The organism is Caulobacter sp. GW456-12-1-14-TSB4, assembly GCF_059424195.1.
Genome location: NZ_JBWKZF010000002.1, coordinates 132587 through 155176, shown reverse-complemented (window position 1 = coordinate 155176; position 22590 = coordinate 132587). Strand labels below are relative to the sequence as shown.

The following is a 22590-nucleotide window of genomic DNA, read 5'->3' as shown; positions in this document are numbered from 1 at the left end:
AGGCGCGACCTTCTTCACTGATCGCAGGGTGAGAACATATGCCGGTTGATACTTTGACCAAGGCCCGTTGGGTGTACGCATTCGGTGGGGGCGGCGCGGATGGCGACGCTTCGATGAAGAACCTGCTCGGCGGGAAGGGGGCCAATCTCGCGGAGATGTCGTCCCTGGGCCTGCCGGTGCCGCCGGGCTTCACGATCACCACGGAAGCGTGCGTCCACTACTATTCGAACGGCAAGCAGTACCCCGCCGAGCTGACCGAACAGGTCGCCACGGGCCTGGCCAAGGTCGAGGAGCTGACCGGCAAAAAGTTCGGCGACGTCGCCAACCCGCTGCTGGTCTCGGTGCGCTCGGGCGCCCGGGCCTCGATGCCGGGCATGATGGACACGGTGCTGAACCTGGGCCTCAACGACCAGACCGTCGAGGGCCTGGCCAAGCTGTCGGGCGACCGGCGCTTCGCCTATGACAGCTATCGCCGCTTCATCCAGATGTACTCGAACGTCGTGCTCAATCTGGAGCACCACATGTTCGAGGAGATCCTGGACGACCACAAGGATCGCCTGGACGTCCATGTCGACACCGGCCTGACGGCCGACGACTGGGCCGCGGTGATCAAGGACTACAAGGCCGCCGTCAGCGACCAGCTGGGCAAGCCGTTCCCGCAGGACGCCCAGGAACAGCTGTGGGGCGCCGTCGGCGCCGTGTTCGCCAGCTGGATGAACGACCGCGCCAAGTTCTATCGCCGCATGCACGACATCCCCGAGAGCTGGGGCACGGCGGTGAACATCCAGTCGATGGTGTTCGGCAACATGGGCGACACCTCGGCGACGGGCGTGGCCTTCACCCGCAACCCGTCGAACGGCGACAACCGCCTCTATGGCGAGTTCCTGATCAACGCCCAGGGCGAGGACGTGGTGGCGGGCATCCGCACGCCGCAGTCCCTGACGTTGGCCGCCCGCGAGGAGATGGGCGACGTCGCCCCCTCGATGGAAGAGGCGATGCCGGAGGTGTTCGCCCAGTTCAAGTCGGTGGTGGAGACGCTGGAGCGTCACTACCGCGACATGCAGGACATCGAGTTCACCGTCGAGCGCGGCGTGCTCTACATGCTGCAGACCCGCAACGGCAAGCGCACCGCCAAGGCCGCGCTGAAGACGGCCGTCGACATGGCCGCCGAGGGCGTGATCAGCAAGGAAGAGGCCGTCGGCCGCGTCGAGCCGGCCTCGCTGGACCAGCTGCTGCACCCGACCATCGATCCGGCCGCCCACCGCGACGTGATCACCACGGGCCTGCCGGCCTCGCCCGGCGCGGCCACCGGCAAGATCGTGTTCGACAGCGATGCGGCCGAAAAGGCCAATGCCGCCGGCGAGAGCGTCATCCTGGTGCGCGAGGAAACCTCGCCGGAAGACATCCACGGCATGCACGCCGCGCGCGGCATCATCACCGCTCGGGGCGGCATGACCAGCCACGCCGCCGTCGTGGCGCGCGGCATGGGCCGTCCCTGCGTCTCCGGCGCGGGCGATGTGTCGATCTTCCCGAAGGAAGGCCTGTTCCGGGTCCGTGGGCGTGAGTTCAAGGCCGGTGAGATCATCACCATCGACGGCTCGACCGGTGAAATCCTGGCCGGTTCGCCCAAGATGATCGAGCCCGAGCTGACCGGCGACTTCGCCACCCTGATGGGCTGGGCCGACCAGGTCCGCCGCCTGAAAGTGCGCGCCAACGCCGAGACGCCGCTGGACGCCAAGACCGCCCGTCAGTTCGGCGCGGAAGGCATCGGCCTGTGCCGCACCGAGCACATGTTCTTCGACGACACCCGGATCGCCGCCGTGCGCGAGATGATCCTGGCCGACGACGAGAAGGGCCGCCGCACGGCCCTGGCCAAGATCGCACCGTTCCAGAAGGCCGACTTCGTCGAGCTCTTCACGATCATGGAAGGCCTGCCGGTCACGATCCGCCTGCTGGATCCGCCGCTGCACGAGTTCCTGCCGCACACCGAGGAAGACGTGCAGGCGGTGGCCGAGGCCACCGGCCTGGACGCCGCCAAGCTGCTGCGCCGCGCCAAGGAGCTGCACGAGACCAACCCGATGTTGGGTCACCGGGGCTGCCGCCTGGGTGTGTCGTATCCCGAGATCTACGAGATGCAGGTCCGCGCCATCCTGGAAGCCGCCTGCGAGATCGCCAAGTCGGGCAAGGCCGCTCCCGTGCCGGAGATCATGCACCCGCTGGTCGCCAAGGGCGAGGAGATGAAGTATCTGCGCGACCTGACCGACCGCGTCGCCAAGGCGGTGCTGGAAGAGCAGGGCGTCGACCTGAAGTACACGGTCGGCACCATGATCGAGCTGCCGCGCGCCGCCCTGCGGGCCGGTGACCTGGCCGCCAACGCCGAGTTCTTCAGCTTCGGCACCAACGACCTGACCCAGACGACGTTCGGCATCAGCCGCGACGACGCCGGCAAGTTCCTGGGCGCCTATATCGACAAGGGCATCTTCGAAAAGGACCCCTTCGTCAGCCTCGACCAGGAAGGCGTCGGCGACCTGATCCGCATCGCCGCCGAGCGCGGCCGCGCGGCCCGTCCGGACGTCAAGCTGGGCATCTGCGGCGAACACGGCGGCGACCCGGCCTCGATCAGCTTCTGCGAGACGGTCGGCCTCGACTACGTGTCGTGCTCGCCCTACCGGGTGCCGATCGCGCGACTGGCGGCGGCCCAGGCTGCTCTCGCCAACAAGAAGTAGGGATCAGCCGATAAGGCCTGATTTGAGGGGCTCGGCGCTGGACAGCGCCGGGCCCTTTTCCTATCCGGGGTCTCGGGACTTCGGGGGACTATAATGGCCTATATGCGCTGGCGCCGGTTCACGGAGCTGCTTTCGCTCGATCGCCCCGCACTGGGCGAGCTCTTCATGCGCAAGCGACACAAGCCGATCGTCGCCGCGCCGGTCGAGAAGTGGGACGCCGAGTATCAGGACGGAATCTATGACCGCCTGAACCGCTCCGAGCAGCGCCACCATCACCGCCTGCTGGCCGCCATGATCGCCGACCGCTGGCCCAATCCGCGCGTGCTGGAGATCGGGGCGGGCGAGGGGGTGTTCTACGAGGCCCTGCGCGCCCACCGGCCGTCCCGCTATGTCGGCGTCGATTTCTCCAAGCCCGCGATCGAGCGCGGCGAGATGCGCCTGGCGCCCGAGATCGCCATCGGCGAGGTCAAGATGCTGCTGGGCGACGGTCGCACGTTCCAGACCGACGAGACCTTCGACATCGTGGTGTTTTCCGAGTGCATCGAGCATCTGGGCGAAGTCGAGGACCTCGTCGCCCACTACGCCCCGAACCTGAAGGTCGGCGGCGCGGTTGGCCTGACCATGTGGCTCGCCCTGAAGCCGCTGCGGCTGTGGCATCGCCTGAAAGCCATGGGCGAGGTGCTGGACGAGGCGGTGATCAACACCCCCTGGGGCGGCGGCTGGCTGGTCGCCGTGGTCCGGCCGAAGGGGTCGTAATCCGCATTATCCAATTTGATATTTTGGCTAGACCAATTTTCGGCGCGCGCTATATCCGGAAGGCAGACTTCTGGGAGGAAGCACGATGCTGGCGATCCTGGCTTTCACGGCGAGCGTAGCGGCGCAGCCCTTGAGCCTTCCCACGGCGATCGATCTGGCCAAGGCCGCGATCGACGCCTGCGCCACCAAGGGCGCGCATGTTTCGGCCGCTGTCGTGGACGCCCAGGGCAACCCGCTCGTGGTCCTGCGCGACGAGCAGAGCCCCAAGCCGCCGATCGCCGCTCCGCGCAAGGCCAACGCCGCCGTGGTCTTCGACCAGCCCGGCAGCGTCATGGAGCCGCGCGAGAAGGCCGATCCGGACTTCGCCGCCAAGATCAAGGCCGATCCCGACCACCTGAACCCGCACGCCGGCTCGCTGCCGTTGCATGTCGGGACCGCTGTCGTCGGCGGCCTGGCGATCGCCGACACCACGCACGAGACCGCCGACCTGTGCGTTCGCGCTGCTTTGGCCAAGTTCCCGCAGTTCCACTGAGGCTTCCGACATGAAGAAGACCCTGGCCCTCGCCGCCGCCCTGACCCTGTCGCTGGGCGCCGCCCATGCGCAAGAGCACGGCCCGGCCACGCCGTTGCCCAAGCCCGACGCCGAGGGCCAGAAGCCCAAGGCCGCCGTCGTCCTGGCCCCGTATCGCTTCAACGACATCCTGTGGGAGAACGACCGCACGGCCCACCGGATCTACAGCCGTGACCTGGAGAAGGCCGAACCGCCCTCGACCTCGGGCATCGACGCCTGGGGCAAGAGCGAGCGCTGGCCGTATATGGACCGCCAGCTGAAGACCGGCGACCAGCACCAGAACCACGGCGAGGGCCTGGACTTCTACGACGTCGGCACTGGCCGTGGCGCCGGCGGCCTGGGGATCTGGCAGGACAATAAGCTGTGGACCTCGCGCAACTGGTCCAGCTGGAAGCTGATCCAGAATGGCCCGGACGTGGCCAGGTTCAGCGTCGACTACGCGCCATGGCCGGTCGATGTGGATCGCAAGGTCTGGGAGACGCGGACGTTCACCCTGCCGCTGGGCACCAACTTCACGCGGATGGTCTCGACCATCAGCTCCGACAAGCCGGGCCCGCTGGTGGTCGGCATCGGCATCACCAAGCGCAAGCGCGGCGCCAGCTCGGGCGTGTTCAAGAAGGACCTGGCCCCCGGCCGCGTGACCTTCTGGGAGCCGGCCGATCCGGAAAAGGGCTCGATGGCCATCGCCCTGATGGTCGATCCCAAGTCCGTCGTCGAGGTGCGCCAGGACTTCGACAACTACCTCGTCCTGATCAAGGTCGAGCCCGGCAAGCCGTTCGTCTACTACATGGGCGCGGCCTGGGATAAGGGCCTGGACTTCCATACGCCGGCCGAGTGGGACGCGTATGTGACGTCGCAAGCTCCGGATTTCGATCCGAAGCACTGACGTCACTCACCCCGTCTCCCCGGCGAAAGCCGGGGCCCAGATCCCAAAGCGCTGGGGATGATGGGATTAGTGCTGCGTTCAAGGCATTCACCCCAGCGTTCTTCCAGCTGGGTCCCGGCTTTCGCCGGGAAAACGGATGTTGGGGGGGTGACCCAAACGAAAACCGCCCCGAGGCGGAGGGGAGCCTCGGAGCGGTTCGTGGGTCGCCCGCCTGGGGGGAGGGATGCGAGCGACCGGCTGCGGCTAATGGGGGAAGTTAGCCGTGCAGTTTGATGGCGGTCTCGGCGACCTTGCGGCCTTGGTAGCGGGCGCCGACCAACTCGTTCTCGCTGGGCTGACGCGAGCCGTCGCCGCCGGCGATGGTGGTGGCGCCGTAGGGGCTGCCGCCGGTGACTTCATCCAGGGTCATCTGACCGGCGTGGCCATAGTCCATGCCGACGATCACCATGCCGAAGTGCAGCAGGTTGGTGATGATCGAGAACAGGGTGGTCTCCTGACCGCCGTGCTGGGTGGCGGTCGAGGTGAAGGCCCCGCCGACCTTGCCGTGCAGCGCGCCGCGGGCCCACAGGCCGCCGGCTTGGTCGAGGAACGCGGCCAGCTGCGAGCTCATGCGGCCAAAGCGCGTGCCCGTGCCGACGATGATCGCGTCGTAGTCGGCCAGGTCGGCGATATTGGCGACCGGGGCTTCCTGGTCGAGCTTGAAGTGCGCGCCCTTGGCGATCGCTTCCGGAACGGTTTCCGGCACGCGCTTGATATCGACGGTCGCGCCGGCTTCGCGGGCGCCTTCGGCCACGGCCTTGGCCATGGTCTCGATATGTCCGTACGACGAGTAGTAGAGAACGAGAACCTTGGCCATCACGGCCTCCTTGAGCTTGGGTGTCTTGGGAGAAGTGTTTCGGTGAAGAAGGTCGGCGCGAGGTATCGCGGTTCCTCGCGCCGGTTTCTTGAACGGTCCCGTCGCGGTTAGGCGGCGTCGACCAGGACCAGCTCGGCGTCTTCGAGCGCCGTGACGGTGATCACGTCCTCGTCCTTGATGCCGGCGCCGTCGCGGGCGTTCAGCTTGACGCCGTTGACCTCGACGACCCCGACGGCCGGGACCAGGTAACCGCTGCGGTCCTTGCCCAGGGCGTAGGTGGTGCTTTCGCCCGCCTTCAGCGTCGCGCCCAGAACGCGGGCGTCGGTGCGGATCGGCAGGGCGTCGGCGTCATCGGCGAAGCCCGAGGCCAGGGTCACGAACTTGCCCGAGCGGTCGCCCTTCGGGAACGGCTTGGCGCCCCACGAGGGAGCCGCGCCGAAGGTCTTGGGCTCGATCCAGATCTGGAAGATCCGGGTGGTTTCCGGCTCGAGGTTGTATTCCGAGTGACGGATGCCGGTGCCCGCGCTCATCACCTGGACGTCGCCGGCCTCGGTGCGGCCCTTGTTGCCCAGGTTGTCCTGGTGGGTGATCGCGCCATCGCGGACATAGGTGATGATCTCCATGTCGCTGTGCGGGTGCGGCGGGAAGCCGGTGTTCGGAGCGATCTCGTCGTCGTTCCAGACCCGCAGCGCACCCCAGTTCATGTTCTTGGGGTCGTAGTAGCTGGCGAACGAGAAGTGGTGCTTGGCATTGAGCCAACCGTGGTTGGCGCCGCCAAGCTTGTCGAACGGTCTGCGGTCGATCATGGCTCTAACCTTTCTGTACCCTCTGGAGTGCGCCGCGTCGGCGCGTCCTGTTGAGGAGAAGATAGGCTTCTCGGCGGGATCCGAAATGGAAACTGTTGAAACTCATCGTTTCCAAAACTAAGCTCTCGACATGTCCAAGCTGCCCGATCTCGAAGGCCTCGCCGTGTTCGCCAAGGTGGTGGAGCTGCGCTCGTTCGCCGCCGCCGCCGAGGAACTGGCCATGTCCAAGGCCACGGTCTCCAAGGCCGTCACCCGGCTGGAGGAGCGCCTGGGCGCGCGCCTGTTCAACCGCACCTCGCGACGCCTCGCTTTGACCGACGCCGGCCAGTCCCTGGTCGAGCGCGCCGCCCGCATGCTGGCCGAGGCCGAGGCCGCTGAAGAAGAGACCTCCAGCCAATCGGCAGCCCCGCGGGGTGTCGTGCGCATGGCCGTGCCGATGTCGCTCGGCATCACCACCCTAGGCCCCGTACTGCCGGGCTTCTTCGAGGCCTATCCGGACGTCTCGGTCGATCTGCACCTGTCGGACGCCACGGTCGACCTGGTCGGCATGGGCTTCGATCTGGCCTTGCGCGTGGCCTCCTTGCCGGACAGCTCGCTGGTCGCCCGCCGCCTGCGGGCGGTGAAGCGCCACGTCGTGGCCTCGCCGGCCTATTGGGACAAGCACGGCCGCCCCGGCCACCCGGCGGGCCTGGCCGAGCATCGCGGCCTGACCTATGGCCACCAGGCCGCGCCGGAGACCTGGCGCTTCCAGAAAGGCGCGGAAGAGGCCTCTGTGCGGCCGCGTTCTGTGATCCGCGCCAACAACGGCGACGTGCTGGTCCCGTCGCTGATCGCCGGCTCCGGCGTGGCGGTGCTGCCGGACTTCATCGTCGGCCCGGCCGTGGCCGATGGTCGGCTGGAGGAGATCCTGGTCGATTGGACCGCCGCCCCGATCGCGCTGCACCTGGTCATGCCGCCCGGCGGCCCGCGTCCGGCTCGGGTCGAGGCGCTGGCCAACTATCTGGCCAAGGCCCTCGGGCGCTAACGCACCCGCTTGAAGACCAGGCTCTGGTCCGGCGGGCCGGGCTGGCCGTCGACGTCCTGCTCGACCTTCAGCGTGTTGGCATCGGCCAGCCAGACCTTCATCGACTGCTTGCGGCCGGTCTTGTTGCTGGTCACGGCGGTGATGCCGCTTGGCCCGTCGCGGCGCACGCTGATCATCACGATCTGGGTGTTGACCACGGCCTTGGTCGGGGAGCCGTCCAGCGGCGCGTCGGCGAACTGGATGGCGGCGAGGCCGCTCCCGTCCTCCTCGATCAGGGTCCAGGCCAGCGCCTTGCCGTCATCCTTGGTGATGTCGATCTCGGCGCTCAGCGGCGCGGGCCCGGTCAGGGCCTCGTTGAAGCGCGAGGCGGCCAAGTCGATCTTCCAGAGGCCGATCGCGCCCAGCGGGCCACTCTGGGCGAGGGCGGGCGTGGCGCTCAGCAGGCAGAGGGCGACGAGAGCGGATCGGATCATGCGGCGGCTCCTTGCGGCGACGCTATCAGACGCCCGCCTGGGCCGGGCCGTCTAGAAGCTTTCTCACCTAGAGGCTGGCGACCTGGGTCGGGGTCAGGGCGCCGACCTGCAGCGGGGTCATGGCCGAGAGGTTGGTCGTCGACAGCCAGTCCAGCTGGGTCACGGTCAGGCCCGGAATCTGGGCCGGCAGCAGATAGCCGACCTGGGTCGTGGTCAGGCTGGCGATCACCGATGTGGCCAGCGAGCCAAGCTGGGTCGCGCTCAAGGACTGGATCTGCGTGCCGGTGAACTGGCTGAACTCGGCGTGCGAGAAGCTGCGCATCTGGTAGGGCGACAGGCCCCGCAGGGCGCTGGTGGTCAAGGCGGTGACCTGGGTCGCCGACAGGGCGGCCACGTCCGTGATCGAGATCGCGCCGAGCTGGGCGCTGCTCAGGGCGCCGATTTGGGTCGTGGAGAACTCGGCCATGTCCGTGGTCGTCAGGCCGGCCAGTTGCGTGGCCGTCAGGCCGGTGATCTGGGTGGTGGTCAGCGCCTGGAAGGCGGTGGCGTCCAGGCCCGACAGGTTCTCGACCGACAGGCCGCCGATCTGGCTGGAGCTCAGGCTCTTGAACTGGGTGGCCGACAGCTCGGCGAAGTCGGTCTTAGTCAGGCCGCCGATCTGCGTCGCCGGCAGGCCCGCCAGCTGAGTCGAGGTCAGGGCCGCGACCTGCGTGGCCGACAGGGCGTTGAAGTTCTCGGTCGACAGCGCCGACAGCTGGGTGGCGGTGAAGCCCGCCACCTGGGTCGGGGTCAGCTTGACGAAGTCGGTCGAGCTCAGCGTTCGGACCTGGGCCGCGCTCAGGCCGCCGATCTGGGTGGCGGTCATGCTGGCGACCCGGGTGGCCGACAGGCCGGCGAAGCCGCTGCTGGAAAGACCGGCCAGCTGCGTCGCCGTCAGGGCCTTGAACTGGGTGTCGGACAGGCCGTTGGTCTGGGTGCTGGTCAGGCCGGCCAGCTGCGCGGCCGAGAACACGTTGAAGTCGGTGTCGAGATCGGTCAGCTGATCCAGCGACAGCGACCCGACCTGGGTGGCGGTCAGGCCCTTGAGCTGGGTGGTGGAGATCGCCGCGAACTGCAGGTCGTCCAGGGCCGGGATCAGGGTGGCGGGCAGGGCGGCCAGCTGGGTCGGCGACAGGACCTGCAGCTGCTCGGGCCACATCTCGCCCAGGTCTTCGGTGCTCATGGCCCCGATCTGGACGGCCGTCAGGCTCTTGACCTGGGTGGTGCTCAGCGCCGTGATCTGGGCCCCGGTCAGGCCCGTGAAGTGGGTGGCGTCCAGCGCGCCGATCTGGGCGGCGGTCAGCTTCTCGAGACGATCGGCGTCCAGCTTGGCCAGTTGGGTCGAGGTCAGGGCGTTCAGTTGCCCGCCGCTGAACGCCGACAGCTGGGTGGCGTCGAAGATCAGGTTCGGGGCGAAGGCCGGGATCTGGGTGGCCGTCAGCCCCTTCACGGCGGTGTTGGTCAGGGCCGAGACCTGGGTGGCCGACAGGCTGCCCAGCGCCGTGTTGGACAGGGCGCCGACCTGGGTGCTGGCCAGGGTAGCCAGCTTGGTCGCCGAGAGGTTGGTGATCGTCTCCGGCGTCAGCGCGGCGATCTGGGCGGTGGACAGGTACGAAATCGGCACTGGACTCGTTGCCCCATATGGTCGCCCCGCCCACGGCGGCGACGCGAATCGATCGCGTTAACCTTAAGCGAAACCCCAGAACGGGGCCATGCGACCGAAAGGACCTACGTCGGGCGCCCTATTGGGCGCGCATGGTCCAGAGATCGAGGTCCTTCTCGCGGCCGATCAAGGCCAGGCCCGAGGCGATGGACTCGAACTCGCCGCCGCTCTCGATCTTCTCAGCGCCGAAGCGACGCAGGAAAATCTCGCGCACGGCCGGCACGAACGAGCTGCCGCCAGTGAGGAAGACGCGGTCGACGCCGGCCTCGGTCAGGTTGGCGCGCTCCAAGGCCTCGCCGACGGCGGTCTCGATGGCGGTCAGTTCGGGATTGATCCAGGCCTCGAACTCGCTGCGCTGGACCTGCTTCTCGATCTCGACCGAGCCGGCGGCGAAGTGGAACCTGGCCTGGGTCTCGCTCGACAGCGCTTCCTTCAGCGCCGAGACCGACTTGTAGAGGGCGTAGCCGTGATTGCCGTCCAGCACCTCGATCAGCGCGGCGATCTTCTCGGGCTCGACGGCCGTGCGCTCCAGGGCGCGGATGTCGCGCATGTCCTTGGAGGCGCGCAGCAGGGCCAGCTGGTCCCAGCGGGCGAAGGCGGCGTAGTAGCGCTGCGGGATCGGCAGCTTGTTGGAGAACGACTTGTAGTCCGAGCCCTTGCCCAGCTCCGGCGAGACCAGCTGGTCGATGATCCGGTAGTCGAAGGCGTCGCCGGCGATGCCGACGCCCGAGCGCGACAGCGGCGTCGAGCGCAGCGTGCCGTCGGGATCGCGCTCGAAGCGGACCAGCGAGAAGTCACTCGTGCCGCCGCCGAAGTCGGCCACCAGCACGGTGGCGTCCTGCTTCAGCTGGCGGGCGAAGAAGAAGGCCGCGCCAACGGGCTCATAGGCGTAGCGGATGTCGGTGAAGCCCAGACGCTTGAACGCTTCTTCATAGCGGGTCAGGGCTAGGGTCTCGTTCGGCGAGCCGCCGGCGAAGGTCACCGGGCGGCCGACGATGACGCGCGGGGGCAGGACGTCCAGCTGGCCCGCGGCGTGCTCCTGGAGGCGCAGCAGGAAGGCGGCCAGCAGGTCCTCGAACAGATAGCGCTTGTTGAGGATCCGCGTCTCGGTGAAGGCCTGCGAGGCGGCGAAGGTCTTGAACGACTGGATGAACCGCGTCTCCAGCGGGTCTTCCAGATAGGACTCGATCGCCCACGGGCCGGCCTCGACCACGCGCTCGTTCACCGCGCCGTTCTGGCCTTGCACGCTATGGAAGCTGAGCGCCGAGCGGAACGCGAACAGGTCGCGGTTGTCGATCGAGAAGCGGACCAGATGCGCGTGATCATCGCCGTGCGTCAGCGAGATGACCGTGTTGGTGGTGCCGAAGTCGACGCCAATGGTCGGCGCGCCAGCATTCGGCGCGGGGGAAGCGGCCGTCATGATATGGCTCGGGATGTAAGAACGGGGAGGGGCGTGCGTCGTAACGTCTCTTGTGAGAAGGTCAAGCGGTCAGGCCACTTTTAAGTGCTCGTTTACGGTCGGCGCCGGACCCTCTCGCATAATTGAACCCGGCGCATGACGATTCGTCTGACACCGGTGTCGCCAACGGGAACACTCTGCGGGCGCCTCAGTACCGGCGCCGCGTGCATTTGGGGGAACGCCGTGAAGCTCGACGATCTGAAGGTCTCGACCAAGGTCCTGCTGCCCGCCGCCGTGCTGGCCGTCGCCACCGTGGCCTGCGCGGGCCTGGGCGTCTGGCAGCAGAAGCGCGCCGACGCGGCGACCGAGGTGCTGGTCAAGCACCGCTCGCCCGCCGAGGTCCAATCGGCCCGCTTCCTGCGCCGCATCAGCATGATGGGCTACGCGGCCCACCGCACGGCGACCTATGAAGGCGCGTCTGACCAGGCCGCATCGGCTTCCAAGGAGCTCGACAAGGTCTATGGCGAGGGCAAGGAGAGCCTCGACAAGATCACCGCCGCCGACCCGGCCACCGCCGACTACACGGCCGGCATGAAGACCAAGCTGGACGCGGCCTATGCCGACGCTCGCTCGGCCGCCGACCTCGCCTTGAAGAACGACGACCCCGGCGCCGTCGCGGGCCTGACCAAGGTCGATCCGGCCATCGACGCCATGGCCAAGGAAGGCAAGGCTTGGGGCGACGTCTACAATAAGGAGACGGCGGCCATGGTCGCCAGCGCCAGCAAGTCGGCCGCCGCCGGCTCGTGGCTGACTCTGCTGTTCGGCCTGGGCGCGGCCGCCTGCGGCATGCTGTTCGCCCTGTGGATCGGCTCGTCGAAGATCTCGCGCCCGGTGCGGTCGCTGTCGCGCAGCATGACCGACCTGGCCGACGGCAAGTTGGACGTCGACGTGGTCGGCGCCGGCCGCAAGGACGAGGTCGGGCTGATGGCCCGCGCCGTCCAGGTGTTCAAGGACAACGCCGTCGCCCTGCGCTCGGCCGAGACCGAGCAGGCCCGCGCCTCGGCCGCCAATGAGAGCGAGCGGGCGCGCAACGAGGCGTCGTCCTCGGCCGCCGCCAAGGATCAGGCCTTCGCCATGGAACGGCTGGCCAACGCCCTGTCGCGCCTGTCGAACGGCGACCTGACCGTGCGCCTGACCGACGCCTTCCCGCGCGGCTATGAGGCCATCCGCGACGACTTCAACGCCGCCATCGCCCAGCTGGACGAGGCCGTGGGCGGCATCGTCGCCGTGGCCGGGACCGTGGGCTCCAGCGCCGACGAGATCGCCGCCGCCGCCGACAACACCGCTCGCCGCAGCGAACAGCAGGCCGCCAGCCTGGAAGAGACCGCCGCCGCGCTCGACGAGATCACCGCCACCGTCCGCCGCGCCTCCCAGGGCGCCGGCGAGGCCAGCCGCGTCGTCACCTCGACCCGCTCGGACGCCGAGCGCTCGGGCGAGGTCGTGCGCGGCGCCGTGGCGGCCATGAACGGCATCGAACAGTCCTCGGCCAAGATCGGCAACATCGTCGGCGTCATCGACGAGATCGCGTTCCAGACCAACCTCCTGGCGCTGAATGCCGGCGTCGAGGCCGCGCGCGCGGGCGAGAGCGGCAAGGGCTTCGCGGTCGTGGCGCAGGAAGTGCGGGCCCTGGCCCAGCGCTCGGCCGAAGCGGCCAAGGAGATCAAAGGCCTGATCAGCGCCTCGACGGCCCAGGTCGACGAGGGCGTGCGCCTGGTCGGCCAGACCGGCGAGGCCCTGGACGGCATCGTGCTGAAGGTCGGCGAGATCGACGCCCTGGTGTCGGAGCTGGCGGCCTCGGCCAAGGAGCAGGCAACGGGCCTCAACGAGGTCAACGCCGCCGTCAACCAGATGGACCAGGGCGTGCAGCAGAACGCGGCCATGGTCGAGCAGGCCACGGCCGTCAGCCACGCCCTGAAGTCGGACATCAGCGGCCTGGTGCGCATGATCGGCCGCTTCGAGGTCAGCGCCAAGGCTCCGGCCCAGCGCCAGCCGGCTTCGCGGCCGGGCTATCGCCACGCGGGCTGATTGACTTCCACGGTCTGCTCCGGTCGAAGAGGCCTTGAGCAAATCGTAGGAAGACCTTGGAAAACTTCGACGTCCTGGTGATCGGCGCGGGCGCGGCCGGCATGATGTGCGCCATCGAGGCCGGCAAGCGCGGGCGCTCGGTGCTGATCGTCGATCACGCCAAGGCCCCGGGCGAGAAGATCCGCATCAGCGGCGGCGGGCGATGCAACTTCACCAACACCGGCGCGTCGATCCATAACTTCCTGTCGGCCAACCCGAAGTTCGCCCTGTCGGCCCTGCGCCGTTATCGGCCGAAGGACTTCATCGCCCTCGTCGAGCGGTACGGCATCGCCTATCACGAGAAGACTCTTGGGCAGCTTTTCTGCGACGGCTCGGCCAAGCAGATCATCGACATGCTGCTGACCGAGATGAAGGCCGCTGGCGTCAAGCTGCGGCTGGAGACGAGCTTCCAGGACGTGGCCAAGACCGAGGCCGGCTTCGAGGTCGAACTGTCATCGGGCAAGGTGACCTGCGCCTCGCTCGTGGTGGCCAGCGGCGGCAAGTCGATCCCGAAGATGGGCGCGACAGGTCTGGGCTACGAGATCGCCAAGCAGTTCGACATCGGTCTTGTCGAGACCCGTCCGGCGCTCGTGCCGCTGACCTTCGAGGCCGGCATGCTCGCCCGCCTGACGCCACTGTCGGGCGTGGCGCTGGACGCCGTGGTCGCCCATGGCAAGACCAGGTTCCGCGAAGGCATGCTGTTTACGCACCGGGGCCTGTCGGGCCCCTCGATCCTGCAGATTTCGTCTTACTGGCGCGAGGGCGACGAAATCCGGGTCGACATGGCGCCGGGCGTCGACGCCCTGGCGGCGCTGAAAGCGGCCCGCACGGCCTCGCCGCGCCAGGCGGTGGCGACGGTGTTGTCGACCCTGGTGCCCAAGCGCGTGGCCCAGCTGATCGCGGACGAGGAAGCGCCGGGCAAGGGCAACATCGCCGACTGTTCTGACAAGGTGCTGGGACCGCTGGCCGCGGCGGTCAACGCCTGGACCTTCAAGCCGGTCGGCTCGGAAGGCTATCGCACGGCGGAAGTGACGCTGGGCGGGGTCGATACCGACGCCCTGGACTCGCGCACCCTGGAGGCCAAGGCCGTACCGGGCCTCTTCTTCATCGGCGAGGTGGTCGACGTCACCGGCTGGCTGGGCGGCTATAACTTCCAGTGGGCCTGGGCGTCGGGCTGGTCGGCCGGACAGAGCGCTTAGAATGGGCGCCTAAGAAAAAAGCCCCTCCGGTGAGGGAGGGGCTCTTCGTCTAACTACTTCTTCTTGAACGGCTTACCGGCCGGCTTGCCGCCGGGCTTGGCGTCGAAGCTCTTGGCCTTGAAGGGCTTGGGGCCCTTGAACGGCTTGCCGGGGCCGGCGTCGTCGCGCTTGCCGGCATAGGGCTTGGCGTAAGGCTTCGGACCGGCGGCGTTGTCGGCGAAGGCCTTCTTGAAGGGCTTCTTCGGACCGTCGGCGCCGGCCTCGTGGCGCGGCTTGAAGGCGCGCTTGGGGGCGCCTTCGGAGTCCTGCGGCGAGTACGGGCGCGGAGCTTCGTCGCGCGGCTTGAAGTCACGCGGCGCATCGTTGTCACGCGGGGCGCGGCGCGGCTTGTAGTCGGCCTTCGGCTCTTCGCCACGGCCGTACGGCTTGGCGTTGCTGACGCCGTCGTCGCCGTAGCTGGACGGACGCGGCGTGTGATCCCGCGAGCCCGGAGCGTTGGCGCGCGGGGCGTAGGGGCGATCTTCACGCGGGGCGCGCGGCTTGAACTCGCGCGGACCGTCGTTCTCACCACGCGGCCCATGTTCGCGAGGGGGACGCGGGGTGAACTCGCGACGCGGACCGGCTTCACGGGCAGCCGGAGCCGTGGTCGGGGTGATCGAGACGTCGTCGCGCACCGTCTGCTGGACCGCCGCGCCGAACTTCACGGCCGCTTCGGCCGAGATCTCGAACTTGGTGTCGTAGTCGAAGATCCGGATCGACCCGATGTCCTTCTTGGTGATGTGGCCCAGGCGGCAGATCAGCGGGATCAGCCACTTGGGGTCGGCGTTGTTGCGGCGGCCGGTGTTGAGGCGGAACCACTCCGAGCCTTCCATGTCCGCGCGCGGTTCGCGCGGCGGACGCTCGCCGCCGAAGTCGCCGCGATCACCGAAGTCACGCGGCTCGCGCGAACGTGGGCCCGGATCGGCGCCGTGGCGCGGGTCTTCGTAGATCTCTTCCGGAGCCGGCAGCTTGGCGCGGCGGGCGCGGATCAGGGCCGAGGCCAGCTCTTCCGGCGTGCGCTTTTCCAGCATGGCGGCGACCAGGCCGGCGTCGTCCTCGTTGGTGGCTTCGGAGAAGATCGGATCGTCCAGCAGGCGTTCCTGATCCTTGGCGCGGATCTCGTCGGCGGTCGGGGCGCCGCCCCACTGGCCTTCGACGCCAGCGGCCATCAGCAGCTGCTCGGCCTTGCGGCGGCGGGTGTAGGGGACGACGAGGGCCGAGACGCCCTTCTTGCCCGCGCGGCCCGTACGGCCCGAACGGTGCAGGAGGGTGGCCTTGTTGACCGGCAGTTCGGCGTGGATGACCAGGCCCAGGTCCGGTAGGTCGAGGCCACGCGCGGCGACGTCGGTGGCGACGCAGACGCGGGCGTGGCCGTCGCGCAGGGCTTGCAGGGCGTCGGCGCGTTCGCGTTGCGACAGCTCGCCCGACAGGCCGACGACGTCGAAGCCGCGCTCGCGCAGCTTGGAGTGTAGCGACCGGACGCTTTCACGGGTGTTGGCGAACACCAGCGCGCCGGGGCTTTCGAAGTAGCGCAGCAGGTTGACGACCGCGTGCTCGACCTCGTTCGGCGCGACGCGGACAGCGCGATATTCGATGTCGCGGTGCGGCTCGTTGCGGCCGATCGTGTCGATGCGGATGGCGTCGTTCTGGTAGCTCTTGGCCAGCTGCACGATGTCGCGCGCCAGGGTGGCCGAGAACAGCAGGGTGCGGCGCTCGGCCGGGGCGGCGTCGAGGATGAATTCCAGGTCCTCGCGGAAGCCCATGTCGAGCATCTCGTCGGCCTCGTCGAGGACGGCGACCTTCAGCTCCGACAGGTCCAGGTGACCGCGTTCGATGTGGTCGCGCAGACGGCCCGGGGTGCCGACGACGATGTGGGCGCCGTAGTTCAGGGCGCGCTGCTCGCGGCGAGCATCCATGCCGCCGACGCAGTTGACGACCACGGCCATGGCCTGGGCGTACAGCCAGGTCAGCTCGCGATTGACCTGGATGGCCAGTTCGCGGGTCGGGGCGATCACCAGGGCCAGCGGGGCGCCGGCGCGGCCGAAGATCTCTTCCTCACCCAGCAGGGTGGGGGCGGCGGCCAGGCCGAAGGCGACGGTCTTGCCCGAGCCGGTCTGGGCGCTGACCAGCAGGTCGCGGCCTTCGGCGTCGGCTTCCAGCACGGCGGCCTGGACGGGGGTGGGCTCGAGATAACCTTGAGCGGCGAGAGCCCGCTCGAGAGCGGGGTGGGAGGCGGGGAAGGGCATATGGGTCCAGTTCATTTGCGGCCGCGCACACAAAAAACGCGCGGCTCGCGCCAATGACCAAATCGGACCCCTGAAGCCAGTAACGCTTCCCTCGGACCCGCTTATTGGTCGAATTCCAACGAAAATAGCCCCCTCCGCGACGGGATGGGGGCTCGACGAGGACCCTTATGCGCTTGTTGCGCTGCAAAAAGCAAGCGCGGTGATGGAATACGCTTTTGTCCCTCTCTCTTTGAGAGAGGCAGCTTTGCGTCAGTTCACCGAAGCCAGGGCCTGATCGATCGCCTGGGTGATGCGTTCCGGGGACTCAGCGCCGACCACGGCGACCTTGCCCGCGAAGATGGCGAACGGCACGCCGGTGACGCCGCCCTGGACGGCCATGGCGTGCTCGCGGGCCACGGCTTCCTTGTCGGCGCCTTCGGAGAGCAGTTGCAGCACCACCAGGCGCTCCATGCCGGCGGCCTCGGCGATGTCGCCCAGCACCATAGGATCGCCGATGTCGAGACCGTCGGTGAAATAGGCCTTGAACAGCGCCTCGACGACCTCGTCCTGGGCGCCGGCGGTCAGGGCCCAGCGGATCAGGCGATGGGCGGCGTTGGTGTTGGGCGAGAATTCGATGGCGTCGAAGTCGAAGCTGATGCCTTCCTCGGCGCCGCCCTCGACCAGGGCCGCGTGGACGGTCTTCAGCTTCTCGGGGTCCTTGAACTTGGCGGCCATGTACTGCTTGCGATCGACGCCTTCCTCGGGAAGCGTCGGGTCCAGCTGGTACGGACGCCAGATCAACTTGGCCTCGACGTCGGGGCGCAGGGCCAGGGCCGACTTCAGGCGTCGCCAGCCGAGATAGCACCAGGGGCAGACCACGTCGGCGACGACGTCGATGATCAGCGGGGCGGTCTGGGGCTGGGCCACGGCGTACTCCTCGGCAACTGATGTCCGCTACAGGACATGTTCCATATAGGAGGTGCCGTTACGGCGCCCAACCTTTGCTTTTGGGCTCGAAGCTTAGCTGGCGTCGCGGCGCAGGGCGCTGGCGGCGGCGCGTTCCAGGGCCCGGACGGCGCCTTCGCCGCGCTGGACCTCGGCCACGCCGATGTCGAACTCGCAGACGAACGGCGGACGATCCTCGCCGGCGTCGAAGGCGGTGCAGCCGATGACGGCGGCGATCCGCTCGGCGGCGGCCTTGGCGGCGCCGAGGTTGGTCGCCGGCAGGGCCAGGGCGAAGACCTCGGTCGACAGGCGGGCCGAGGTGTCCTCGACGCGGACCAGGCGGCCGATCATCGAGCCGATCTGCGGGATGGCGCGGTCCAGCCAGCCGTTCTGACGCGCCCAGACGGTCTCGGGTTTGTCGGCGACGCGCAGCACGCAGATCGACAGCGGCCGGGCGCGCTCGGTGGCGGCCTTGGCCAGGCGGGCCAGGTGGGCGGCGAACAGGTCGCGGGTGAAGAGGCCGGTGGCGGCGTCCATCAGGCCCGAGCTGCGGGCCTTCTCCAGCGCACCGCGAATCGACTCGCCGCGCCGGAAGCTGCGGGCCAGCTCCATGACGCGCATGGCCGTCTCGACCTCGGGCGTCTCGGGCGAGGCCACGTCGGACACGCCGCGATGGAACGCCTCGGACATGGTCACATAGCTCTCGGCCTTCAGATAGAGCAGGGCCGGGATGTGGAACAGGCGGGTGTTGCGGCGCATGCCGGCGGCGATCGACAGGGCTTCCTGCTGGCTGTCGCCAGCCCAAAGCACCACGGAGTCGAAGGCCCGCTCGTGCAGGTAGTCGAAGGCCGTATAGGCGGTGAAGGCGCCGACCACTTCCGCGCCGCTGGCTTGCAGGGCGTTGGACAGGGCCAGGAACTGTGGGGCCGGCTCGCCGACCGCCAGGATGCGGAACGGGGTGTCCGGCGGCTCGGGCAGGTCCAGGCGTCGGCCGCGCTCGCCAAAGGTCTCCAGCCGCAGCTCGAACTCTTCCTCGGCGATGGCCGTGCGCACCAGGCTCTCCAGGCGCAGGGCGGCCTGGGACGGGTGCAGGGGCGGAGACAGGGTGAGGTCGAAGGCCTGGTTGCGATAGTCGCCGTCCGGCTCGCCGATGGCGATGACCGGCAGGCGGCGCGGGGCCACGGCGGCCTTCAGCCTACGGGCCAGGGTCTGGGTCTCGGGACCGGCGCTGGCCAGGTCGACGATAACCGCTTCGATCGGCAGGTCGCCAAGCGCGGCGAGGGCGGCATAGGGGCCGCGAGCGGTGATCGTACGCCAGCCCAACCGGTCCAGCCCTTCGGCCAGCGGTCCGGCGCGAACATCGTCGCGCGCCACGATCAGGATCCGGGCGTCAACCGCCAAACCAACCTCCGCCCGAAATCCCGTGTGGCCAGTCCCACAACCAACCCTGAGATTCGACGCTGCAACATAGCAGAGGCTTTGCGCGGTCAAAGGTACGGAACGCCGCAGGCTGGGGGTGTTTTCGATACCGCTCCCGTTGGGGCTTGCCTGACCGAACGTCAGGGTCGTTCTAGTGGGCGAAACCGGTGTCGAAAGAGCGCCGAATGGGAGACGCGTCATGGGCCAGGGGCCGCTTTCGGGACTGAAGATCGTCGAGTTCGCCGGCATCGGTCCAGGACCATTCTGCGGCATGTTGCTGTCGGACCTCGGGGCCGACGTGGTGCGCATCGACCGCAAGGGCCAGGGGCGGGGCTCGCCGGCCGACGTCACCGCGCGCGGCCGCCGCTCGGTGGCGCTGGACCTCAAGCATCCTGAAGCGATCGAGACCTGCCTGAAGCTGCTGGAAAGCGCCGACGGCCTGATCGAGGGCTTCCGGCCCGGCGTCATGGAGCGGCTGGGCCTGGGCCCCGACGTCGCCCTGGCCCGCAATCCCAAGCTGGTCTACGGCCGCATGACCGGCTGGGGCCAGACCGGGCCCTACGCCAAGGCCGCCGGTCACGACATGAACTACATCGCCATCACCGGCGCGTTGCACGCGATCGGCGCCCACGACAAGCCGACGCCGCCGCTGAACCTGGTCGGCGATTTCGGGGGCGGGGCGCTCTATCTGGCGTTCGGCCTGCTGGCCGGGGTGATCCACGCCCGCGAAACAGGGCAGGGCCAAGTCATCGACTGCGCCATGAGCGACGGCGCGGCCTCGCTGATGGCCATGTTCTACGGCTTCAAGGCCGGCGGCATGTGGAACGAGCGGCGGCGGACCAACCTGCTCGACGGCGGCGCGCACTTCTACGACACCTACGAGTGCGCCGATGGCGAGTGGATCTCGATCGGCTCGATCGAGCCGCAGTTCTATCTGCTGCTGCTGGAGAAGACCGGCATCACCGATCCGCAGTTCCAGCATCAGATGAGCCGCGAGGAGTGGCCGGAGCTGCGCGAGAAGCTGGCCGCCGTCATCAAGACCAAGAGCCGCGACGAATGGTGCGAGATCATGGACGCCACCGATGTCTGCTTCGCGCCGGTCCTCTCCATGGACGAGGCCCCCAAGCACGCCCACAACGCCGCCCGCGAGACCTTCGTCGAGGTGGCCGGCGTCGTGCAGCCCGCGCCCGCGCCGCGCTTTTCGGCCACGCCGGGCGTCATCCAGGGGCCGCCGCCGAAGATCGGCGCGCACAATGACGAGGCCCTGGCCGACTGGGGCTTCTCGGCCGAGGCGATCGCCGGATTGAAGACGGCCGGAGCTCTCTGAAACCTGCTGATCGCGTTCAGGTGCGGTTCAGGCGTCGGGCCTCAAGTTGCGTGTGTCGACCGGCCGTCGCGCCATCCGTCCCTCGATGCGGCGTCCGGTTCACAGGTACTTCCTGCGGAGACGCGTCGCCTTCCCAAAGGCGGCGCGTCTTTGACTCCGCCCCTTTCTTTGACTCTGGGGGCTCCGGTCGCCATGGTCCGCCGGATGCAAGACCCGCAGCACCACATTCGTTGGCGCGACCTTCAGCTTGATCCGATCCATTGGGCTCGCGAAATCCTCCGCGTTCTGGGCCTGGCCCTGTCGCGCCTGTGGGGCCGCGATGTCATGCTCTACGTCGGCGGCGTCTCGTTTTTCGCCCTGCTGGCGGTGTTCCCGGGCCTGGCGATTCTGATCGGCCTCTACAGCTTCTTCCTGACGCCCGAGAGCGCCGCTCGCCAGGCGACCAAGCTGGCCGAGCTGATTCCCTCCGGGGCCCGCTCGATGTTCCAGGACGAGCTGTCGCGCCTGGCCCACGCATCCGGCCAGACCATCTCTCTGCAAAGCGGCGTGGTGCTGATCGTCGGCGCCTACGCCGCCCATCGCGGCTTCAAGGCGTTGCTGGCCGGACTGTCATTCATCCATGACGAGGAGGATCAGCGCGGCTTCTTCGGTTTCAACCTGATGGCCCTGCTTGTGCTGATCGCCGCCTTCGGCATGTTGTTCTTCATGTCGGGCGTGTTCCTGACCCTGCGCCTGCTGGGCTCGGCCCTGGACCTGAAGCCGTTGGCGGGGGTGTCGTGGATCCAGTCGGAATGGACCTGGGCCAGCTTCGGCATCGTGTTCGGCATGAGCCTCATCTACCGCTACGCCATGTCGCGCGAGATCGTCGGCTGGCGCGCCTCGATCTCGGGCGGCGTCGCGGCGGCGGCCCTGTGCGTGTTCATGTCGTGGGCCAGCGCCTTCTATGTCGAGCGCATCGTCCACCTGGGCGCGACCTATGGCTCGATCTCGGCCGTGATCATCTTCCTGATCTGGCTGTCGTGGAGCGTGAACGCCATCTTCTTCGGCGGCGCCCTGGCCACCGAGGTCGAGATCGCCCTGGACGAGCGGCCTCAGGCCCTGCTGCAAGGGCCTCGACCGATCCCGCTTAAAGCGCCTTCCGAATACGAAGCCTGATCACGCCGCCGTCGAGGTCGGAGACGTCCAGCACGGTCGCGCCGACCTGAGCCGCGAAGTGCGGGGCGTCGATCCTGGCCATCGGGTCGGTGGCCAGCAAAACGAGCTCGGCGCCGGCCGGCGCGGCCTCGTGGGCCTTGCGCAGCTTCAGGGTCGGGACGGGGCAGTGGTGGCCACGCGCATCGACCAGGATCGGCTCGAGGGGTGTTTCAGGCATCGAACACCCTCTCGGCGTCGGCGGCGGGCAGGATGCGATGCTGGCCGGGCTCGAGGTCGGCGGGCAAGGCCAGTCCGCCGATCCGCTCGCGATGCAGCGTGACCACATGATTGCCGACGGCGGCGAACATCCGGCGGACCTGATGGTAGCGGCCCTCGGTGATCGTCAGGCGCGCGGTCTTCTCATCGACCACGTCCAGCCGAGCCGGAAGCAGCGGCTTTTCCTCGCCGTCCAGCATCAGCGTCCCGGCGGCGAAGACCTCGCCTTCCGAACCCTTCAGCGCGCGGTCCAGCGTGGCCAGATAGGTCTTGGGCACGTGGCGCTTAGGCGAAATGACCCGGTGCAGGTAGTCGCCATCGTCGGTGATCAGGATCAGGCCGCTGGTGTCCTTGTCCAGGCGGCCAACCGTCGACAGGCCCGGATCCCGGATCTGCCAGCGACGCGGCAGCAGGTCGTAGATCTTCTGGCCGTCTTCCTTGTGCGAGCAGGTCACGCCCAGCGGCTTGTGCATCAGCAGCACCAGCGGCGCCGGCGGATCGACCGCGACGCCTCGGATGGTCATGCGCTCGGGCAAGGTGGCGTCGACGGCGACCTTGGTCCCGGAGTCTTTCAAGACCTTGCCATCCAGCACGACCTTGCCAGCAGCGACCAGGGCCTGGACGTCCTTGCGACTGCCGTAGCCGAGATTGGCCAGCAACCGGTCCAGCCGGGCCATCAGCGCCTTTGTCATGGAATTGGGGC

Annotated in this window: 19 protein-coding genes; 9 read left to right on the top strand and 10 right to left on the bottom strand. The window is 68.4% G+C overall.

Annotated elements, in window-relative coordinates:
- Window positions 1-38 precede the first annotated feature (38 nt).
- The 4 genes from ppdK to AC07YH_RS02670 all read left to right on the top strand — a co-directional run bounded on the left by ppdK (window position 39) and on the right by AC07YH_RS02670 (window position 4939).
- Window positions 39-2726, top strand: coding sequence for a pyruvate, phosphate dikinase (ppdK, locus tag AC07YH_RS02685; protein WP_494745469.1), 2688 nt, complete (start codon window positions 39-41; stop codon window positions 2724-2726).
- A gap of 165 nt (window positions 2727-2891) precedes the next feature.
- Entirely contained in the window at window positions 2892-3482 is a 591-nt protein-coding gene (locus tag AC07YH_RS02680; protein ID WP_494745468.1) for a class I SAM-dependent methyltransferase, read from the top strand.
- An 85-nt stretch (window positions 3483-3567) separates the two neighbouring features.
- Window positions 3568-4014, top strand: a complete 447-nt coding sequence (locus AC07YH_RS02675) for a GlcG/HbpS family heme-binding protein (RefSeq protein WP_494745467.1) — start codon at window positions 3568-3570, stop codon at window positions 4012-4014.
- Window positions 4015-4024: 10 nt separating this feature from the next.
- On the top strand, window positions 4025-4939 hold the full coding sequence (locus tag AC07YH_RS02670; RefSeq protein WP_494745466.1) for a DUF4861 family protein: 915 nt from the start codon (window positions 4025-4027) through the stop codon (window positions 4937-4939).
- 256 nt (window positions 4940-5195) lie between these two features.
- Here the strand turns inward: AC07YH_RS02670 and wrbA are convergent, their stop codons facing one another.
- The gene (gene wrbA / locus AC07YH_RS02665) at window positions 5196-5795 is read right to left on the bottom strand and encodes an NAD(P)H:quinone oxidoreductase (RefSeq protein ID WP_494745465.1); all 600 of its coding nucleotides are present in this window, start codon (window positions 5793-5795) and stop codon (window positions 5196-5198) included.
- A gap of 107 nt (window positions 5796-5902) precedes the next feature.
- On the bottom strand, window positions 5903-6601 hold the full coding sequence (locus AC07YH_RS02660) for a pirin family protein (protein ID WP_494745464.1): 699 nt from the start codon (window positions 6599-6601) through the stop codon (window positions 5903-5905).
- 130 nt (window positions 6602-6731) lie between these two features.
- Between AC07YH_RS02660 and AC07YH_RS02655 the strand changes: the two genes are divergently transcribed.
- Complete coding sequence (locus tag AC07YH_RS02655) at window positions 6732-7625, top strand: LysR family transcriptional regulator (RefSeq protein WP_494745463.1); 894 nt, start codon at window positions 6732-6734, stop codon at window positions 7623-7625.
- Here AC07YH_RS02655 and AC07YH_RS02650 read toward each other — a convergent pair.
- From AC07YH_RS02650 to AC07YH_RS02640, 3 genes are all read right to left on the bottom strand, one after another.
- Window positions 7622-8098, bottom strand: coding sequence for a hypothetical protein (locus tag AC07YH_RS02650; protein WP_494745462.1), 477 nt, complete (start codon window positions 8096-8098; stop codon window positions 7622-7624). The two genes, AC07YH_RS02655 and AC07YH_RS02650, sit on opposite strands and share 4 nt — an antisense overlap.
- A 67-nt stretch (window positions 8099-8165) precedes the next feature.
- Window positions 8166-9761 (bottom strand): ice nucleation protein, encoded by a 1596-nt coding sequence (locus AC07YH_RS02645; protein WP_494745461.1) that lies wholly within the window; start codon window positions 9759-9761, stop codon window positions 8166-8168.
- Window positions 9762-9879: 118 nt separating this feature from the next.
- A complete protein-coding gene (locus tag AC07YH_RS02640; RefSeq protein ID WP_494745460.1) occupies window positions 9880-11220 on the bottom strand; it encodes an Hsp70 family protein in 1341 nt (446 codons plus the stop codon).
- Between the two features lie 222 nt (window positions 11221-11442).
- Between AC07YH_RS02640 and AC07YH_RS02635 the strand changes: the two genes are divergently transcribed.
- Entirely contained in the window at window positions 11443-13284 is a 1842-nt protein-coding gene (locus AC07YH_RS02635) for a methyl-accepting chemotaxis protein (RefSeq protein ID WP_494745459.1), read from the top strand.
- A 56-nt stretch (window positions 13285-13340) separates the two neighbouring features.
- Window positions 13341-14522, top strand: coding sequence for a BaiN/RdsA family NAD(P)/FAD-dependent oxidoreductase (locus tag AC07YH_RS02630; protein WP_494745458.1), 1182 nt, complete (start codon window positions 13341-13343; stop codon window positions 14520-14522).
- Between the two features lie 53 nt (window positions 14523-14575).
- Here AC07YH_RS02630 and AC07YH_RS02625 read toward each other — a convergent pair whose 3' ends face one another.
- The 3 genes from AC07YH_RS02625 to AC07YH_RS02615 all read right to left on the bottom strand — a co-directional run bounded on the left by AC07YH_RS02625 (window position 14576) and on the right by AC07YH_RS02615 (window position 19132).
- Window positions 14576-16807 carry a DEAD/DEAH box helicase gene (locus AC07YH_RS02625; protein WP_494745602.1) on the bottom strand — a complete coding sequence of 744 codons (2232 nt, stop codon included), beginning with the start codon at window positions 16805-16807 and terminating at the stop codon, window positions 14576-14578.
- Window positions 16808-17056: 249 nt separating this feature from the next.
- Window positions 17057-17713: a DsbA family oxidoreductase gene (locus AC07YH_RS02620; RefSeq protein ID WP_494745457.1), complete on the bottom strand. Its 657-nt coding sequence runs from the start codon at window positions 17711-17713 to the stop codon at window positions 17057-17059.
- Window positions 17714-17806: 93 nt separating this feature from the next.
- Window positions 17807-19132 carry a diguanylate cyclase domain-containing protein gene (locus AC07YH_RS02615; protein ID WP_494745456.1) on the bottom strand — a complete coding sequence of 442 codons (1326 nt, stop codon included), beginning with the start codon at window positions 19130-19132 and terminating at the stop codon, window positions 17807-17809.
- Between the two features lie 217 nt (window positions 19133-19349).
- On the opposite strand from AC07YH_RS02615, the gene AC07YH_RS02610 reads away from it, so the two are divergent.
- Window positions 19350-20477 (top strand): CaiB/BaiF CoA transferase family protein, encoded by a 1128-nt coding sequence (locus AC07YH_RS02610; RefSeq protein ID WP_494745455.1) that lies wholly within the window; start codon window positions 19350-19352, stop codon window positions 20475-20477.
- 192 nt (window positions 20478-20669) lie between these two features.
- On the top strand, window positions 20670-21632 hold the full coding sequence (locus AC07YH_RS02605; protein WP_494745454.1) for a YihY/virulence factor BrkB family protein: 963 nt from the start codon (window positions 20670-20672) through the stop codon (window positions 21630-21632).
- Here the strand turns inward: AC07YH_RS02605 and AC07YH_RS02600 are convergent.
- On the bottom strand, window positions 21604-21849 hold the full coding sequence (locus AC07YH_RS02600; RefSeq protein WP_494745453.1) for a sulfurtransferase TusA family protein: 246 nt from the start codon (window positions 21847-21849) through the stop codon (window positions 21604-21606). The two genes, AC07YH_RS02605 and AC07YH_RS02600, sit on opposite strands and share 29 nt — an antisense overlap.
- The gene (locus tag AC07YH_RS02595) at window positions 21842-22579 is read right to left on the bottom strand and encodes a pseudouridine synthase (RefSeq protein ID WP_494745452.1); all 738 of its coding nucleotides are present in this window, start codon (window positions 22577-22579) and stop codon (window positions 21842-21844) included. Before AC07YH_RS02595 ends, AC07YH_RS02600 begins: the two co-directional genes overlap by 8 nt.
- Window positions 22580-22590 lie beyond the last annotated feature (11 nt).